The organism is Rhizobium beringeri (assembly GCF_004306515.1).
Taxonomy (GTDB): Bacteria; Pseudomonadota; Alphaproteobacteria; order Rhizobiales; family Rhizobiaceae; genus Rhizobium; species Rhizobium beringeri.
Map to the genome: position 1 here is coordinate 2,295,826 of NZ_SILG01000001.1, position 16,807 is coordinate 2,312,632.

The window sequence follows — 16,807 nt, forward strand, 5'->3', positions numbered from 1 at the left end:
GGCCGAATTTGGCTGGCCTGATGGCCGATTGGAGGTAAGGCGGCGCCATTTCGGCCCCGCCCGCATAGTTCTCTAGAGACGCAGCTCGCTTTCGGCATCGAAGACCGAGGCGACCGTCATGTCGAAGCTGAGCTTCACCTTGGCTCCGACGTTGAAGCGGCGTGCGCCGTTGACACGTACCGACATCGTGTGACCGGCATGTTTCAGCCACAGCAGATTGTCCGCGCCCATCGGCTCCTCGATATCGACGGTGGCGTCATGTTCTTCGCCGCCGGTATTCTCGTTGACCTTGATGTGTTCTGGACGAACGCCGAGAACCACCTTGCGGCCGGGCTGCAGCGTCTCGCTGGCGTCGTAGGCAGCGAGCGAGAAAATGACGCCGTTGGCCAAAAAGGCAATGCCGTCGCCTGACTTGACCAGCTCGCCGTGCAGGAAATTCATCGACGGCGAGCCGATGAAGCCGGCAACAAACAGATTGCGCGGCCTGTTGTAGATTGTCGTCGGATCGTCGAGCTGCTGGATGATGCCGCTCTTCATGATGGCGATGCGGTCGGCAAGCGTCAGCGCCTCGATCTGGTCGTGGGTGACGTAGATCATCGTGTTCTTCAGCGACTGGTGCAGGCGCTTGATCTCAACGCGCAACTCCGAGCGGAGCTTGGCGTCGAGGTTGGACAGCGGCTCGTCGAACAGGAAGACGTCGACATCGCGCACCAGTGCCCGGCCGATCGCCACGCGCTGGCGCTGGCCGCCGGAAAGCTCGGCCGGCTTGCGCTTCAGGAGCGGCTGAATCTGCAGGATTTCGGAAGCGCGCGCCACCCGCTTGTCGATCTCTGCCTGCGGCACCTTGGCGACGCGAAGACCGAAGGACAGGTTCTTCTCAACGGTCATCTGCGGATAGAGCGCATATGACTGGAACACCATGCCGATGCCGCGGTCCTTCGGCTCTTCCCAGGTGACGTTCTTGCCCTTGATGAAGATCTGCCCTTCCGAGGCGTCGAGCAGGCCGGCAATGCAATTCAGCAAGGTCGACTTGCCGCAGCCGGAGGAGCCGAGCAGCACGAGGAATTCGCCGTCGTTGATGTCGAGATTGAGATCCTTCAGCACGCTCACCGCACCGAAGTTCAGGGACAGATCCTTGATGGAGACGCTTGCATTCATATTCATGAGATCAACCCTTCACTGCGCCGGCGGCGATGCCACGGACGAACAGCCGTCCCGACACGAAGTAGACGATGAGCGGCACGAGACCGGTGAGGATCGTTGCCGCCATGTTGACGTTGTATTCCTTCACGCCCTGGACGGAATTGACGATGTTATTGAGCTGCACGGTCATCGGATAGGTATCCGGCCGGGTGAAGACCACGCCGAACAGGAAGTCGTTCCAGATGCCGGTCACCTGCAGGATCATCGCGACGACGAAGATCGGCAGCGACATCGGCAGCATGATCCGCAGGAAGATCTGCCAGAAGCCCGCACCGTCGACACGCGCCGCCTTGAACAGTTCCTCCGGCAGCGACACGAAATAGTTGCGGAAGAGCAGCGTCAGGATCGGCATGCCGAAGATCGAATGCACGGCGACGAGGCCGGTCAGCGTGCCGTAGATGCCGATTTCGCGCAGGATGATGACGATCGGATAGATCATCACCTGATAGGGAATAAATGCGCCGACGATGAGGATCGAGAAGAAAAGCTCGGATCCTCTGAAGCGCCAGTTTGCCAGCGCATAACCGTTCACCGAGGCAATCGCGATCGAGATGATCACCGACGGCACCGTGATGCGCACCGAATTCCAGAAGCCGCGCGACAGGCCATCGCAGTTGAGGCCGGTGCAGGCCTGCGCCCAGGCTTTCACCCAGGGTTCGAAGGTGATCTCCATCGGCGGAGAAAAGATGTTGCCGAGACGGATTTCCGGCATGCCCTTCAGCGACGTCACGACCATCACATAGAGCGGCAGCAGATAGTAGAGCGCTGCGATCGTCAGTGTGCCGTAGAGCATGATGTTGCGCGCCGACACCGCCGGGCGCGGCCGGGGGCCGGTGGGGCCCTCGCCGAGTTTCGGCGCGACGGCGTCGATGCCCGCAGCCGTGGTGTTGAGAGTTCCTACATCAGCCACGCTTGCGCCCTCCGCCGAATTCCAGATAGGCCCACGGAACGATAATGATCGCGACTGTGACGAGCATCATGGTCGAGGCAGCAAAGCCCTGCCCCAGGTTTTGCGCCTGGAACATGTAATCGTAGACATATTTCGCCGGCACTTCCGAGGAAATGCCCGGTCCGCCCGATGTCTGCGCGACCACGAGGTCGTAGACCTTGACGATGCCGGAGGCGATGATGACGATCGTCGTAATGAAGACCGGCCGCATCATCGGGATGACGATGAAGAGATAGGTCCTCCACATCGGAATGCCGTCCACACGCGCCGCTTTCCAGATGTCCTCATCGATCCCACGCAGGCCGGCAAGCATCAGGCACATGACGAGACCCGTTCCCTGCCACAGCGCCGCGATCAGAATGCCGTAGATGACGATTTCAGGCGTATAGAGCGGATTGAAGGTGAAACTCGTCCACCCGATCGAGCGCACCACTGCCTGAATGCCGAAATCGGGATTCAGAACCCATTGCCAGACGAGGCCCGTAACGATGAAGGACAGCGCGAAGGGATAGAGAAAGATGGTGCGGAAGGTGTTTTCGAAACGGATCTTCTGGTCCATCAGCGCGGCGAGCATGAAACCGATGACCAGGCTGAAGATCAGCGAGAGGATGCCGTAGACAGCCAGATTCTCGATCGCCGTCACCCAGCGCGGCGCAGCCCAGAGGCGCTGGTACTGATCGAAGCCGACAAAGCTCAAACGCGGAAGGAGCTTGGAATTGGTGAAAGAATAAAAGATCGTCCAAAACGTGCCGCCGACAAAAATCACCAGCGCCGTCAGGATCATCGGAATGGACGCAATCTTGGCATTCAGATTGCGCAGCAACTTATTTGGCCGGCCTGCTCGCGCTTGACCCGTCATGAATACTTCTCCTCAAATCGCAACTGCGACCAGTGACAGATCGGCAAGTCGCCGCCTGTCGTCTCCACCTCCGATACCTGCTGAAGATGCCGGAGAGACCTCGCCGCCCGCCGGACCATCACCGACCGTCCGGAACGATCCGGCCCCCATGGGAGCCGGACCGCAAGAGCAGCGAATCTGCTGATCAGTCAGCAGAAGCGATGATCCCGGCAAAACGCTTTTGAGCGTCTTCCGGCGTCATCGACGGATTGGCGAAGAATTCGGAGAAGAGGTCTTCCTTCTGCTTCTGGCTGTCAGCCGAAAGCAGCTGGTCGGTGCCTTGGATCACGTTGCCCTTGGCCAGGATGTCGAGACCCTTCTTCATGCAATCGTTGGCGGCGGCGAGATCGACGTCGCCGCGAACCGGCAGCGAACCCTTCTTCAGGTTAAAGGCAACCTGGGTCTTGGGATCGAGCAGGGTCTTGGCAAGCACGGCCTGCGCCTTGGACTTTTCTTCGTCCTTCAGCAGCGGGAAGTAGAAGGCGTCGCCGCCAGTCGAGATGATCTCGTTCACGCCGAGGCCCGGCAGGCAGGTATAGTCGGTACCAGCCTTCTGACCGGCGAGCGCGAACTCACCCTGCGCCCAGTCGCCCATGATCTGGCCGCCGGCCTTGCCTGTGATGACAAGGTTGGTGGCCTGGTTCCAATCCTGGACGTTACTGCCTTTGGCCATGCGCCGAGCGTCGTCGGCGGCCTTGAACACCTTGGCGATTTCAGGACCGGCAGCAACTTCCGCATCCTTGTCCTTGAACACCTTGTTGAAGGTATCCTTGCCGGCGACAGCAACCATCAGCACGTCGAAGGCGCCTGTCGCCTGCCACGGCTGACCGCCGACGGCGAGCGGAATGATACCAGCCTTTTCGAGAGCCGGAGCGGCAGCAACGAACTCGTCCCAGTTCTTCGGAACCTCGACGCCGGCCTTCTTGAAGGCGGCGTTCGAAAGCCACAGCCACTGCCAGGAGTGGATATTGACGGGAGCGCAGTAGATCTTGCCGTCGATGGTGCAGGAATCGAGCAGGCTCGACGGACGAACGATGTCCTTCCAGTGCTCGGCGGTCGCCACATCGGTCAGATCGCGCATCAGGCCGGCCTGAACGAGTTCCTCGGCCTGGCGGCCATGGTTGAACTGGGTGGCGCCCATCGGGTCGCCGCCGGTGATGCGGCTGATCATGATTGGACGGGCAGTGCCGCCGGAACCGGCGATCGCGCCGTCGACCCAGTGGTTGCCGGTGGCGTCGAATGCCTTTGCCAGTTCGGCGACGGCAGCTGATTCGCCACCCGAAGTCCACCAGTGCGTGACTTCGAGATCGGTGGCATTTGCGGCGCCGAACGGAAGCGCGGCTGAAGCGGCAAGCAGGGCCGCCATCATACGGATTTTCATGAGTTCTCCTCCCTCACTGAAACGTTGCCGGAAAAACTTAGATCAATCGATTTCTCCACGCAACTGCCCGCAGGCAAATTTTTCCGCAATAACGGGAATTGCTACTTCTGCCTGTTTCCATCAGAAGCGCCGCATCCCCTGAAGCGATATTCAGTCGGCCGTTCTCGCACATGCGTTTTCGATTTATCTAGTTGAATATACATAGTAATTTTATGCGATAAATTTAGCCGTCCAATTCAACCTCTTCGCAATCGCAAAAAAACAGAGCAAGAATTGCCGATTCAACCTATACGTACAATGTTGCAACGCACACAACAAAAAGCACTCGACATTTCTACTGTATCGTTACAGATTGCATTCCTCAGGGAGGCGCGATTTTGGCAGGCGGCGGGCTTACGACGCTGGAAAAAGCCTCTATAAGCGGCACCAATTCGCGCGAGGCAGGCCTAAAGGGATGGAAAACAAGGGAAATTTCGGGAACGCGGCATCGACGCCGGCAGCGCGCGAGCGCCCGACGTTGAAGACGATCGCCTTCATGACCGGCCTTGGCGTGACGACGGTGTCGCGGGCGCTGAAGGATGCGCCGGATATCGGGGCGGAAACCAAGGAGCGGGTGCGCATGGTCGCCCGCCAGCTCGGCTACCAGCCGAACAGGGCGGGCGTGCGCCTGCGCACCGGCAAGACCAATGTCATCGCCCTCGTCCTCAGCATCGACGAGGAGATCATGGGCTTCTCGAGCCAGATGGTCTTCGGCATCTCCGAGGTGCTATCCGGCACGCCCTATCATATCGTCATCACACCGCATTCCCACAGCAAGGACCCGATGCTGCCGGTGCGCTATATCCTCGATACCGGTTCGGCCGACGGCGTCATCATCTCGCGCATCGAGCCGGACGATCCGCGCGTAAGGCTGCTGAGCGAGCGCGGCATGCCCTTTGCCACGCATGGGCGCACCGATGCGGGTCTCACGCACCCCTTCCACGATTTCGACAACGAGGCCTTCGCCCATCAGGCGGTGGAAAAGCTGGTCAAGCGCGGCCGGCGCCGCATCGCCCTGCTGCAGCCGCCGAGCAAGCTCACCTACTACGCCCATATCCGCATCGGCTTCCAGACCGGCCTGCATGACTACGGCGCCGAGGAAGTGCCGCTGCGCGTCAACACCGACGCACCGCTCGCCGACATCCGCGACATCGTCGAGGTGATGATGCGCTCGGCCAACGCCCCCGACGGCATCGTCTGTTCGGCTGGCAGCGCGGCGATCGCCGTCAATGCCGGCATCGAGGCCGCCGGCAAGGCGCTCGGCCGCGATCTCGACATGGTCTCCAAGCAATCGGTACCGATCCTGAACTGGATCCGCCCCGAGATCATAACCGCCCAGGAAGACGTGCGCCAAGCCGGCCGCGAAATGGCCAAAGCCGTCATCGCCCGCATCGACGGCGTCGAACCGGAACTGCTGCAGAGCGTAAGCCAGCCGACCTGGCCGGAGAGCGGCAGGTAGGCGGTCGGTTGAGGGAACGGACCGTCGGGCTCAAGTCCGACGATCAGCTTTGGATCATCACAGGTCTTCGACGACGAAATTCACCAGTCGCCCCGGGACCAGAACTTCCTTGACCACCATTCTGCCGTCGAGCAAGGCCATGACAGCGGGTTCCGATCGCGCCGCTGCCAGCAGCGCCTCGCCGAGATCGGCGGCGGCTTCGAAGCGGTGGCGAACCTTGCCGTTGATCTGCACCACATATTCGCGGGTTTCCATCTCGATCATCGCTGGGTCGAAGGTCGGCCAGGAGACCCATGTCAGTGTTTCCCCGTGACCAAGCTTGCTCCATAACTCCTCCGCGATGTGGGGCGCAAAGGGTGCCAGCAACAGCACGAATGTCTCCACCACTTCGCGCGGACGCGCGGCTTCCAACGTCAGTGCGTTGGCCAGTTCCATCAGCCGGGAAACCGCGGTGTTGAACCGAATTGCTTCGATATCCGCCGTCACGGTCTTCACCGTCTGGTGGCGCAAGCACAGAAGCTGCGGGCTCGGAGCCGCCTCCCGCACCGCTGCGGAGAGTCCGTCGCTCTCGTCGCAAACAATACGCCAGGCACGCTCCAGAAACCGGCGCACACCGATCACGCCAGCCGTCTGCCAGGGTTTTGCCGCATCCAGAGGCCCCATGAACATCTCGTACAACCGCAAGGCGTCGGCCCCGAATTGATCGACAACATCGTCGGGATTGACAACGTTCAGCTGCGACTTCGACATCTTCTCGACGGCGCGCTCCACTTCGACCGGCCCAGCGAACCATCTGCCCTCCTCTTCGACGACGGAAGACGGCGCGTAATACCGGCCCGCCGTATCGCGGTAGGAATGAGCAAGGATCATGCCCTGGTTGAACAGACGCTGGAACGGCTCTTCTGTCGAAACGACCCCGATATCGTAAAGAACCTTGTGCCAGAAGCGGGCATAGAGCAGATGCAGGACCGCATGTTCGGCACCGCCCACGTAGAGATCAACCGGCATCCAATAGCGCTCGGCCTCGCGCCCGACGGGTTCGCGGGCGTTGCCGGGATCGAGGAATCTCAGAAAATACCAGCAGGAGCCCGCCCATTGCGGCATCGTGTTAGTCTCCCGCCATGCCGGAATGTCGGTGCCTGGCACGATCATTTCGACCCAGGCATGCGCACGGGCAAGCGGCGGTTCGCCATCCGGCGTCGGGGCGTAGTCGTCCAGTTCAGGCGGCAGCAGCGGCAGGCATTCCTCGGGCAGCGGTATCACCGAGCCATCAGCCAGATGCAGCACCGGTATCGGCTCGCCCCAGTAGCGCTGGCGGGAAAACAGCCAATCGCGTAGGCGATAGGTGACCTTGGGCCAGCCTGCGCCGCTCGCCTGCAGCCAGGCAATCATGGCTTTCCTGGCCTCCGGCGCGGCCAGACCATTCAGGAAGCCGGAATCAACCATCCTCCCCTCGCCCTCAAAAGCCGCGTTTTCGATGTCGTCCGCACTGTCGATCACGCGAATGATCGGCAGGCCGTGTGCGCAGGCAAAGGCGTGGTTCCGCGCATCATGGGCCGGCACCGCCATCAAGGCGCCGGTGCCGTAGCCCGCCAGGACGTAATCGGCCACCCAGATCGGCAGCCGGGCGCCGGTGGCGGGATTGACCGCATAGGCGCCGGTGAAGACGCCGGTCTTCTCGCGTCCAGCATCGGTACGCGTCGTTTCCTCCAATGCCTCGGCCTCGGCAATATAGGCGTCAACCGCCTCTCGTGCTTCGGGCGTGACGGTGGTGGCGACATCGGGATGCTCCGGTGCGAGCACGACATAGCTTGCTCCGAATAGGGTTTCGGGGCGCGTCGTGAAGACGGTAATGCCCTCCGCGCCCTGCTCGAGCGAAAAACGGATTTCGGCCCCTTCAGAACGCCCGATCCAGTTGCGCTGCATGGTTTTCAGGCTTTCGGGCCAATCCAGGCCATCCAGTCCCTCCAGCAGCCGGTCGGCATAGGCGGTGATGCGCAACATCCACTGGCGCATCCTGCGGCGGATGACGGGATCGCCGGTCTCGACGTAACGCCCGTCCTTGACCTCCTCGTCGGCGAGCACGGCGTTCTGTGCCGGGCACCAGTTGACCGCGACCTCGGCTTGATAGGCGAGGCCCTTCTCGAACAGCTTCAGGAATATCCACTGCGTCCAGCGCACGTAGGCAGGATCGGTGGTGGCCAACTCGCGGCTCCAGTCATAGGAGAAACCCAACCTCTGCACCTGTCCGCGAAACGTCTCGATATTGCGCTTCGTCGTGATATCGGGGTGCACACCAGTCCGCATCGCGTGGCGCTCCGCCGGCAGGCCGAAACTGTCCCATCCCATCGGATGCAGGACGTTGAAGCCGCGCATACGTTTGTAGCGGCACATTATATCCGTGGCAGTGTAGCCAAGGGGATGGCCAACATGCAGGCCCGCGCCCGAAGGATACGGAAACATGTCGAGCGCGTAGAATTTCGGCCTGGCCGGATCGATTTCCGCGCGAAAAATATGGTGATCGGCCCAATAGGCCTGCCACTTCGGTTCGATCGTCCTGGGATCATAAGGCATGTATCACTCCTGGCGCCGGCCGGCTCTGGCGGCGGCGTGTCCTGAAAAATGGAGGCGTTCTTTGGTTCAGGAGCAGCTACGGCTGCCGGTGCTCCGGTGACGTCCGGCAGCCGCGGCTAAGTCGAAACGCGTGCGGAGTTGCGGCGCAGGACGTCTGCACGACGCTCCGGACGAAAAAAGCGCGATGTGGCTTTGGAAACGATCTGGTGTCCATGGACGGTGGCTCAAGGCAAATAAGGAGAAAGCAAACGACAGTGTTAACCCGGCTCCGATCAGGAGGCCGTGGTGGTAAGTCGTGCGTCGCGTGCGCGAACGTCTGCTGCTTGAGTTGCCATAACCATGAACCAAGAGTGCCCGATATGATCGCTCCTGCCAAGAGTGCATTCGCGCGAAAATCAGGACCTGTTCAAATCCCGCGGCGCGCTCTTTGCCAGTTGATCGAGCACCGCCGCGATCTTCGGGTTACGCGCCTCGCCGCGCCGGCTAATCGCATAGATGCTCCGGTAGGTGGATGGCGCCAGCGGCTTGACGGTCAGGCTTTCGCCAAAATCTCGAAGCGCCAGTCCAGGCATCACCGAAATCGAGCATCCGGCTTCGACAAGCGCGAACACGACTTCGAAACTGTCGCTGAAACCGTTGATGACGGGCTCGAAACCAATATCACGGCAAGCCTGGCGGATGGCCCTGCAATAGGCGCTGGAGGCAACGTCGAGCGCCCAATGTTCATCCCTCAGCTGGGCGAGTTCGATGACGGGCTCGCTCCCCAGCCTATGGCCGGCGGGCAGAAGCACGAAGAGCTGGTCGCGGCAGAGGAACAGCATGTCGGCCGTGCCCTCCAGCGTATCTGGATCGAAGGATATGTCGTCGGCAACGACGATATCGGCCTGCCAGGCCCGGAGCGCTGCCACGCCTTCGGCAGGTCCCATCGTCGTCATGACGATGTCGAGATGCGGATGGTCGATGGCGAGCTGGCGCATCGCAGCGGGAATGAAGGACGAGGCCGAGGACGGTTGGGTGGCGATCCGGAGGTCGCCGGCGACGATGTTCTGCAGCTCGGCAATATCGGTTTTGGCTTCCTCGACGACGGCGAATATCCGGTCGGCATGCAGGACGAGCCGCTGGCCGGCCGGTGTCAGCGTCACCCCTCGCCCGCGCCGCTGGACGAGCGGGATTCCAACTTCGTCCTCCAGTTGGGCGATCTGCTGAGAAACGGCCGATGAGGAAATACCCAACGCGTCGGCGACCGCCGCCATCGTCTCGCGGCGCGAAAGCTCGCGAAGCGTGCGCAATCGGAAGAAATCCAAACCTGTTTCTCCTTGATCGATCGGCCATAATTTCTAACCTATATACTTATTTTAATTAAGTGGACCTGAAGGAAACTGCACCTTAGCCTTGGATTCGCAAGCGGGGCATCGGTTCGAAAAAAGCCAAGATTGCCGGCCATCTCATGAGACGAACCACAGGGATATCGACAGGATGCAGCAGAGCGGCGTGCCTTATTTCAGCCAATGGGAAACACCCGGCATGACGTTGCCGGTGCTTGCCGAGGGATCGCAGGCTCTGCTCAGCGATCCGCTCTGGCGCCACTCTGGGGCCGCGACGATCGAGGAATATGCGCACTGGGCGGCCAATGTCTGCGGCATGGCCTGCCTGAAGATGATCCTTGCCGCGCGCGGCGAGATCCATCCGACACTCGAGCTTGCCCGCGCCTGCACCGCCTATGGCGGTTATGTCGTCAACGAGATCGACGCCACGATCAAAGGGCTGATCTACGCACCCTTCGTCAGCTTCGCCACCAACCGATTCGCGCTTAGCGCCGAGACGATGACCGGCGTCGAGACATCGGCCATTCCCGACCTTCTGTCGAGGCGGCGGTTCTTCATCGCCTCGGTGCATTCAGGCATCCGCTGGCCGGAACGCGAGCCGCCCTCGAAAGGCGGACACCTGGTGCTGGTGACGGCAGCCAGCGATAAGACGATCCGTTTCCACAACCCGTCCGGCCACGACGCTGCCAGCCAGGCCGATGTGACGCTGCCGCTTGCCGTCTTTGACCGCTTCTTCGCCAATCGGGGCATATCGGTCGACGCCTGACCCTTTTCAACACCAGATCGTTTCGGAGGTTTTCATGACCCCTTCCCCACACAGGCTGTGCATTGCCGTGCTCTTCGGCGGCCGCTCGGCCGAGCATGAGGTTTCCGTGCTCTCGGCAACCAATGTCATGGGCGCACTCAAGCCCGAAAAATACGATGCCGTCCCCATCTTCATCACCCGCGCGGGACAATGGCTGCTGAGCAGTTTCGAAGACGGCATATTGGCGACGCCTTCATCGGGCACCGAAATCTGCCTCGTGCCGGGCGGACGGGGCCGGATGCTCGCGATCTCGGCCCATGGCGCGCCGCATGAGTTGGCAAGGATCGACATCCTGTTTCCCGTGCTGCACGGCCCCCATGGCGAAGACGGCTCAGTGCAAGGCGTGGCGGAGGTGGCTCGCGTGCCGCTTGCCGGCTGCGGCATCCTCGGCTCCGCCGCAGCGCTCGACAAGGACATAGCCAAGCGCCTGCTGAGGGCGGCGGGCCTGCCGGTAGCGCGTGCGGTGACGATCCACCAGGGTGCTGCCCCTTCGCTGGCAGCCCTCGAAGGTGAACTCGGCCTGCCGCTCTTCATCAAGCCGGCGCGGCAGGGATCGTCGGTCGGCGTCGCCAAGGTCCATGCCAGCCAGGAATTCGCGCCCGCCCTTGCCGAAGCCTTCCGCCACGATCGCACGCTGCTCGCCGAAGAATTCGTGCATGGCCGCGAGATCGAATTCAGTGTGCTGGAGGATGCGGCAGGAGAACTCTTCGTCTCTCGGCCGGGCGAGATCGTGCCGGCGGAAAGCCACGGCTTCTACAGTTACGATGCCAAATATGTCGACGAGAAAGGTGCGGCGCTGAAAGTGCCGGCCGAGCTGCCGCAGGAGGTCGAGGCCGCCATGCGCGACGTGGCCGCAAGAGCCTTCCGGGCCGTCGGTTGCGACGGCATGGCCCGCATCGACTTCTTCCTGACTGATGACATGCAGTTCCTCGTCAATGAAATCAACACCATCCCCGGCTTCACCGATATCAGCATGTATTCCAAAGCGATGGCGGCAAGCGGCGTCGGTTACGCCGAAATCATCGACAGGCTCGTCGACCACGGCCTGGCGCGCGCCCGCCGGGCCGCCTAGGCGGGAGCTTGAACATGAACAAGTCGGTCTTGATTTCGGGATGTTCCGGCGGCGGAAAATCGACGCTGCTTCAGGAGCTTGCCGCCCGCGGTCATGCCGTCGTCGAAGAGCCCGGCCGGCGGATCGTCAGCCAAGAGCTCGAGGGCGACGGCGCAGCCCTGCCCTGGGTCGACATGGCGGCCTTCGCTCGTCGCGCGATCGAGATGGCGATCGCCGACCATTCGGCGGCGCGTGAGCAGACCGGCTGGACGTTTTTCGATCGCGGGCTGGTCGATGCGGCGGCAGCGCTTCAGCACCTCACCGGAGAACCGATCCTGGAAAAATTGAGCGTCGCCCACCGCTATCACCAGAGGGTTTTTCTGACCCCGCCATGGCCAGAAATCTACACGACCGACCCCGAGCGGCGCCATGGCTTCGACGAGGCGGTCGCAGAATATGACCGGTTGGCCGCGATCTATCCAACGCTCGGCTACGACGTCGTCACGCTGCCGAAAATTGCGGTCGCAGACCGGGCGGATTTCATCCTCGACTGCCTCTCTCGGGAAACGAGGCAGCAGTAGACGAGATCATAAGGGTCGTGTGCTTCTCGGCCGCCGTCTCAGAGGCCTCAGCGCCTGCGAAAGACGCACCACTGGAACGACTGCCGGCCACCAGCGGGTGTTGCGTGCTCCTCGCGCCACTCGCGCTGAAGCGCGAAGGTGGACGAGAATTCGGTCGCAAGCGCTAACGCGTCGTAACGCTGGACCGGCAGGCCGCTGCACCGTTCCGGCCCGTCCGGCGCAAAGGTCGCTATGATCAAGACGCTGCCCGCCACCGTGCCGGTTTCGAGCGCGCGTCGATAGCCCAGCCGCTGCTCGGGCTCGGTGAGGAAGTGAAAGACGGCGCGGTCGTGCCACACATCGTAATGGCGGTCGGGTTGCCATGCCGCGACGTCGGCAACCACCCAGGCGATCCGGCCGGCTTCATCCCGCAGCCGCGCCTTGGCGACCTCGAGCGCCGGCGCGGCGATGTCGAGGACGGTGAGGTTGGACCACCCGCGCTCAACAAGACGGTCGACAAGGTTTGATGCGCCGCCGCCCACATCGATCAGCGAGGCCGTGACCGGCAGTTGCAGCTCGTCAAGCGCCCGCAAGGAAGGCCCGGGCGTCGGCTGATACCAGCTGACACTGTCGGCAGATTTCGTGCGGTAGACCTCGTCCCAGTGTTCCCGTTTCCCGCTTGTCATCCGATATCCCCATCTCTTGCGGAGCCCGACATCTTAACTGATCGACATGTAGGGACAGAGACGTCCGCAACCAGTCGCAGTGCGCCTCAATGTTCTCCGTTCAGGAAGCGAAGTGACGATAGACCAGATCCTTAGGGTCATCTCGGGGTGCTGTGAGATCGAGGCGCGCGCCCAGCCGTTCCGCAACGGCAACGGAAGCAGCATTGCCAGGAGCGATATAGCTGACGAGCGATGGCAGCTTGAGCGTCGCAAAGGCCCAGTCGCGCAGCGCCAGCGCCGCTTCGGTGGCATAGCTCTTGCCCTCATATTCCTCATAGACGAACCAGCCGAGCTCCTTCTCAGGAAAGAGCGGTCCGTGATTGATCCCCACCTGACCGACGCATTCGCCGGTTTCGCTGAACTCGATCATCAGCGCTCCGTGCCCGAAAAGCTGCCAGAGAGCGACGTCGTGACAGAACATCCCCCACGCCGCGCGCAGATCGAACGGGCCGCCCATTCCGACCGATCTCGGCGACGCCATCAGCTGCGCATAGGCGGCGAAATCGTCGATATCTGGCATGCGGAGCCTGAGACGCTTGGTTCGGATGGTCATCGCGCCCGTTTCGGACATGTCGCCGCCTTCTCTGTCAGTTTGGTTTTGAAGCTCGGCCGTTGAACGGAATATCCTAGCTTTCAAATGCCGGGGCGAATTGCAACGTCCCGCTTGGCGGGGATCCGCGAAAAACAATCCGCTGCACGAGCCGCGTATCGAGGTCGAGGTACTTCAGTTGCCCGTCACTGCTGAAACCGACACGGCTATAGATGTCGGGATTGCCGATCAGGGCACATCCGCTGGCACCCATCTCGTTCAGCAGTTCAAGTCCCCTGGCAATCAGGGCCTTGCCGATCCCCTGCCGCTGTCTCTCCGGCTTCACCGATATCGGCCCCAGCCCGAACCAGCCATCATGCGCGCCGTCGATGGTGACAGGTGAAAACGCGACATGCCCCAGGATCTCGCCGTCCTGCCCAGCGACCAGCGATATCGTTAGATCGCCGTTTTCACGAAGTCTTCGGACAATCTCCGCTTCCGTCCCGTCGCTGTAAGGCATCGGCTTGAAGGCGGTCCAGGTCAGATCATGGATCGCGTCGATATCCTCCGGCGTTTCGTCTCGGATAAGCATCTCTATCAATCCTCAATCGCGATAGCTCACAGGTTCTATGCAAGGAAAGTCGAAGACCAGCAAGCCGGGCTCCTCCAGAGGCAGCTGCGCCACGACCTGCCCTTCCGGGTTCAGCACCGCCGTCGGCCCCCAGGCGATGCGCCCGTCGCGCTCGCCTGTCACGTCGGACGAGATCAGCCACAGGCCGGCAATAGGGAGCCTGAGCGACGCAACCACGAAAAAGCCCGGCGCGGCGGCCGGGCTTTTCCTCGATCTCTTCTCAGAAGGTCGACGCACCGCTGCCCCAGGGGCCGTGGTGGAAATCCTTGCCGTCCAGGCGGTCGAAACCGTGGGCGCCGAAGAAGTCGCGCTGCGCCTGGATGAGGTTTGCCGTTCCCCTGCCCTGGCGGTAGGCGTCGAAATAGGTCAGTGCCGAGGTCAGTGCCGGAACCGGCAAGCCGGCCGAAATGGCAGCGCCGACGACGCGGCGAAGTGCCGGGATCGATTCCTTGACCATGTCGGAGAAGGCAGGCGTGACGATCAGGTTGGCAGCGTCAGGTGCCTTGGTGAAGGCCGAGGTGATCTCGTCGAGGAACTGCGAGCGGATGATGCAGCCGGCACGCCAGATCCTGGCAATCGTCGGCATCGGCAGCGACCAGTTGAACTCGCGCGATGCTTCCGCCATCACCGCGAAGCCCTGCGCATAGGCGCCGATCTTGGCGGCAAACAGCGCCAGTTCGAGATCCTTGTTCAGCTCGGGGCCGTATGCGATCGGGAAGGACACAGCCTGCGTGCCGAAGATCTTTTCGGCGGCTTCGCGCTGCGACTTCATCGAAGAGAGGCTGCGGGCGGCGACTGCGGCTTCGATCGCCGTTGCCGGAATACCCATGTTCTGCGCCTCGATCGCCGACCACTTGCCGGTGCCCTTCTGGCCGGCCTTGTCGAGGATCATGTCGACCATCGGCCCGCCGGAAACCGGATCGGTGGCCGCAAGCACCTTCTCGGAGATTTCGATCAGGTAGGAGTTCAGCCGGCCCTTGTTCCATTCGCCGAAGATGCCGGAGATTTCGGAGGCGCTCTTGCCAAGGCCGTCGCGCAGGATGCCGTAAATTTCGGCGATCATCTGCATGTCGGCATATTCGATGCCGTTATGGATGGTCTTGACGAAATGGCCGGCACCGTCATTGCCGAGCCAGGCGACGCAGGGCTCGTCATTGTAGCGGGCGGCAATCGATGTCAGCACCTTCTCGACGCGCTTCCAGGACTCTTCGGTGCCGCCGACCATGATCGACGGGCCATGGCGCGCACCTTCTTCGCCGCCGGAAACACCCATGCCGATGAAGGTCAGATCGGTATTCTTCAGCCGGTCGAAGCGGGCGACGGTGTCGCGGAAATTGGCGTTACCGGCATCGATCATGATGTCGCCCTTGGAGAGATGCGGGCGCAGCAGCTCCATCTGCTGGTCGACGGGCTCGCCCGCCTTGATCATGATGATGATCGGACGCGGCGGCCGGATCGCATCGACGAACTCTTCGATCGTCTTGCAGGGAACAATCTGCTTCTTCAGATCGCCGGCGCTTTCGTAGAATTCGTCGGTTTTCTCCGGCGTGCGGTTGAACACCGCGATTTTATTGCCTTTCTCCGCGATGTTGAGCGCCAGGTTGGAGCCCATGACCGCAAGGCCGATCAGTCCGATTTCTGCCTTTTCCACGACAAACCTCCGATGTGTCATTTGGACCGGTGTTGTGGCACTGTCTCGGTCAAACGGCAAGTCTCGCAAGGGTCTAATCGGTTCGCAAAAGCCAATGAAATGAAGCTTGCAATATCGCCGCTTGTCCGACAACCCACAGGCTGCCGCTTAATCCGAAGCCGCAAGTTTTTCGAGCATCCTGCCCGTATTGCCCTATCTCATGTTATCATCAGTGCCCCGGGAGATATCGCATTGGCATCGGGAAGACGAAAAGATACGGCTCTCCTGGCGGCCCGCGCCGGCCGCTACCGCGAGTCTGTGCCGCCGCCGGCGCTGCGACGCCATTTCAGCCGCCTCTGGTCGCATGCGCTGCATGACGGACCGCCGGCAACGGTGGCGATCGTGCCGGACGGTTATTGCGACCTGCTCTGGATCGACGGTCGGCTGGTCGTCGCCGGCCCTGACCGGACAGCGGCGTTTCCCGTCATCCGGCCGGGCGCGACTGTCATCGGCGCACGTTTTGCGCCCGGCGCCGCAGCACCCTGGCTGAAGACGCCGCTCTCGGCACTGGTCGGCTGCTCGGTGCCCCTCGCTGACATCGGCCGGAAGGACACGGCCGAATTCGAAGCGCGGCTTGCGGATTGTCCCGACCCCTTGGCCGCCACGGCGCTGTTTAGCCGCCTGCTCGAAGAGACCGCGCGCGATGAGGAGGAGCCCGCCCGCGACGCCGCCATGATCTTCGCCGCCGCCGACAACGCTCGCCCGGCGTCCGGTCTGCTCGACCACCTCGGCATGAGTGAACGGCAGCTGCGCCGCCGCTGCCACCACCATTTCGGCCACGGCTCAAAGACGCTGGAACGGATTCGCCGGTTCCAGCGTTTCCTCGACCTCTGCCGCAGGTCGGGCGCGATGCCGCTGCCCGTCTTGCGCTCGAAGCGGGCTTTGCCGACCAGCCCCACATGACACGCGAGGTCGGCGAGCTCTCGACGCTGACGCCTGCCGTCATTCTCGACCAGTTCAGCATACGGCAAAGAGCCGATTGACCGTT

The 16,807-nt window shown here is 62.0% G+C and carries 14 protein-coding genes and 2 pseudogenes; 5 read left to right on the top strand and 11 right to left on the bottom strand.

Features of this window, described 5'->3' with window-relative positions; genetic code table 11:
* Positions 1-72: 72 nt before the first annotated feature.
* From ELH03_RS11580 to ELH03_RS11595, 4 genes are all read right to left on the bottom strand, one after another.
* A complete protein-coding gene (locus ELH03_RS11580) occupies positions 73-1,164 on the bottom strand; it encodes an ABC transporter ATP-binding protein (protein WP_003540428.1) in 1,092 nt (363 codons plus the stop codon).
* A 4-nt stretch (positions 1,165-1,168) separates the two neighbouring features.
* The gene (locus ELH03_RS11585) at positions 1,169-2,113 is read right to left on the bottom strand and encodes a carbohydrate ABC transporter permease (RefSeq protein ID WP_130766321.1); all 945 of its coding nucleotides are present in this window, start codon (positions 2,111-2,113) and stop codon (positions 1,169-1,171) included.
* Entirely contained in the window at positions 2,106-3,011 is a 906-nt protein-coding gene (locus ELH03_RS11590; protein ID WP_012757807.1) for a carbohydrate ABC transporter permease, read from the bottom strand. The genes ELH03_RS11585 and ELH03_RS11590 overlap by 8 nt, the downstream gene beginning before the upstream one ends.
* A 184-nt stretch (positions 3,012-3,195) precedes the next feature.
* The gene (locus tag ELH03_RS11595) at positions 3,196-4,431 is read right to left on the bottom strand and encodes an ABC transporter substrate-binding protein (protein WP_128404682.1); all 1,236 of its coding nucleotides are present in this window, start codon (positions 4,429-4,431) and stop codon (positions 3,196-3,198) included.
* Between the two features lie 454 nt (positions 4,432-4,885).
* On the opposite strand from ELH03_RS11595, the gene ELH03_RS11600 reads away from it, so the two are divergent.
* A complete protein-coding gene (locus tag ELH03_RS11600; RefSeq protein ID WP_018074623.1) occupies positions 4,886-5,929 on the top strand; it encodes a LacI family transcriptional regulator in 1,044 nt (347 codons plus the stop codon).
* Between the two features lie 57 nt (positions 5,930-5,986).
* Here ELH03_RS11600 and leuS read toward each other — a convergent pair whose 3' ends face one another.
* Both leuS and ELH03_RS11610 read right to left on the bottom strand, forming a co-directional pair.
* Positions 5,987-8,503, bottom strand: coding sequence for a leucine--tRNA ligase (gene leuS, locus ELH03_RS11605; protein WP_130766322.1), 2,517 nt, complete (start codon positions 8,501-8,503; stop codon positions 5,987-5,989).
* Between the two features lie 395 nt (positions 8,504-8,898).
* On the bottom strand, positions 8,899-9,807 hold the full coding sequence (locus tag ELH03_RS11610) for a LysR family transcriptional regulator (RefSeq protein ID WP_130658961.1): 909 nt from the start codon (positions 9,805-9,807) through the stop codon (positions 8,899-8,901).
* Positions 9,808-9,979: 172 nt separating this feature from the next.
* On the opposite strand from ELH03_RS11610, the gene ELH03_RS11615 reads away from it, so the two are divergent.
* Genes ELH03_RS11615 through ELH03_RS11625 form a run of 3 tightly spaced genes read left to right on the top strand, consistent with a single transcriptional unit; the run spans position 9,980 to position 12,265 of the window.
* Entirely contained in the window at positions 9,980-10,594 is a 615-nt protein-coding gene (locus ELH03_RS11615) for a cysteine peptidase family C39 domain-containing protein (RefSeq protein WP_130658962.1), read from the top strand.
* Between the two features lie 34 nt (positions 10,595-10,628).
* Entirely contained in the window at positions 10,629-11,705 is a 1,077-nt protein-coding gene (locus tag ELH03_RS11620) for a D-alanine--D-alanine ligase family protein (protein WP_128404685.1), read from the top strand.
* A 14-nt stretch (positions 11,706-11,719) separates the two neighbouring features.
* Positions 11,720-12,265, top strand: coding sequence for an AAA family ATPase (locus tag ELH03_RS11625; RefSeq protein ID WP_128404686.1), 546 nt, complete (start codon positions 11,720-11,722; stop codon positions 12,263-12,265).
* A 47-nt stretch (positions 12,266-12,312) separates the two neighbouring features.
* Here the strand turns inward: ELH03_RS11625 and ELH03_RS11630 are convergent, their stop codons facing one another.
* From ELH03_RS11630 to gnd, 5 genes and pseudogenes are all read right to left on the bottom strand, one after another.
* Positions 12,313-12,930 (bottom strand): class I SAM-dependent methyltransferase, encoded by a 618-nt coding sequence (locus tag ELH03_RS11630; protein WP_128411159.1) that lies wholly within the window; start codon positions 12,928-12,930, stop codon positions 12,313-12,315.
* Positions 12,931-13,030: 100 nt separating this feature from the next.
* Complete coding sequence (locus ELH03_RS11635; RefSeq protein WP_130658963.1) at positions 13,031-13,540, bottom strand: GNAT family N-acetyltransferase; 510 nt, start codon at positions 13,538-13,540, stop codon at positions 13,031-13,033.
* 55 nt (positions 13,541-13,595) lie between these two features.
* A complete protein-coding gene (locus ELH03_RS11640; RefSeq protein ID WP_128404689.1) occupies positions 13,596-14,090 on the bottom strand; it encodes a GNAT family N-acetyltransferase in 495 nt (164 codons plus the stop codon).
* A 12-nt stretch (positions 14,091-14,102) separates the two neighbouring features.
* Positions 14,103-14,276: pseudogene (locus ELH03_RS11645) on the bottom strand (carbon-nitrogen hydrolase family protein); the annotation flags it as partial.
* A 73-nt stretch (positions 14,277-14,349) separates the two neighbouring features.
* Positions 14,350-15,801 carry an NADP-dependent phosphogluconate dehydrogenase gene (gene gnd, locus ELH03_RS11650; protein ID WP_197729762.1) on the bottom strand — a complete coding sequence of 484 codons (1,452 nt, stop codon included), beginning with the start codon at positions 15,799-15,801 and terminating at the stop codon, positions 14,350-14,352.
* Positions 15,802-16,011: 210 nt separating this feature from the next.
* Here gnd and ELH03_RS11655 point away from each other — a divergent pair.
* Positions 16,012-16,802 (top strand): annotated as a pseudogene (locus ELH03_RS11655) (helix-turn-helix domain-containing protein).
* The last annotated feature ends 5 nt before the right edge of the window (positions 16,803-16,807 follow it).

Bases quoted from the DNA above. Each gene is read 5' to 3' on its own strand.
- ELH03_RS11635 (WP_130658963.1), bottom strand. From the start codon at position 13,540: ATGTCCGAAACGGGCGCGATGACCATCCGAACCAAGCGTCTCAGGCTC.
- ELH03_RS11600 (WP_018074623.1), top strand. From the start codon at position 4,886: ATGGAAAACAAGGGAAATTTCGGGAACGCGGCATCGACGCCGGCAGCG.
- leuS (WP_130766322.1), bottom strand. From the start codon at position 8,503: ATGCCTTATGATCCCAGGACGATCGAACCGAAGTGGCAGGCCTATTGG.
- ELH03_RS11625 (WP_128404686.1), top strand. From the start codon at position 11,720: ATGAACAAGTCGGTCTTGATTTCGGGATGTTCCGGCGGCGGAAAATCG.
- ELH03_RS11595 (WP_128404682.1), bottom strand. From the start codon at position 4,431: ATGAAAATCCGTATGATGGCGGCCCTGCTTGCCGCTTCAGCCGCGCTT.
- ELH03_RS11640 (WP_128404689.1), bottom strand. From the start codon at position 14,090: ATGCTTATCCGAGACGAAACGCCGGAGGATATCGACGCGATCCATGAT.
- gnd (WP_197729762.1), bottom strand. From the start codon at position 15,801: ATGACACATCGGAGGTTTGTCGTGGAAAAGGCAGAAATCGGACTGATC.
- ELH03_RS11590 (WP_012757807.1), bottom strand. From the start codon at position 3,011: ATGACGGGTCAAGCGCGAGCAGGCCGGCCAAATAAGTTGCTGCGCAAT.
- ELH03_RS11615 (WP_130658962.1), top strand. From the start codon at position 9,980: ATGCAGCAGAGCGGCGTGCCTTATTTCAGCCAATGGGAAACACCCGGC.
- ELH03_RS11620 (WP_128404685.1), top strand. From the start codon at position 10,629: ATGACCCCTTCCCCACACAGGCTGTGCATTGCCGTGCTCTTCGGCGGC.
- ELH03_RS11630 (WP_128411159.1), bottom strand. From the start codon at position 12,930: ATGACAAGCGGGAAACGGGAACACTGGGACGAGGTCTACCGCACGAAA.
- ELH03_RS11580 (WP_003540428.1), bottom strand. From the start codon at position 1,164: ATGAATATGAATGCAAGCGTCTCCATCAAGGATCTGTCCCTGAACTTC.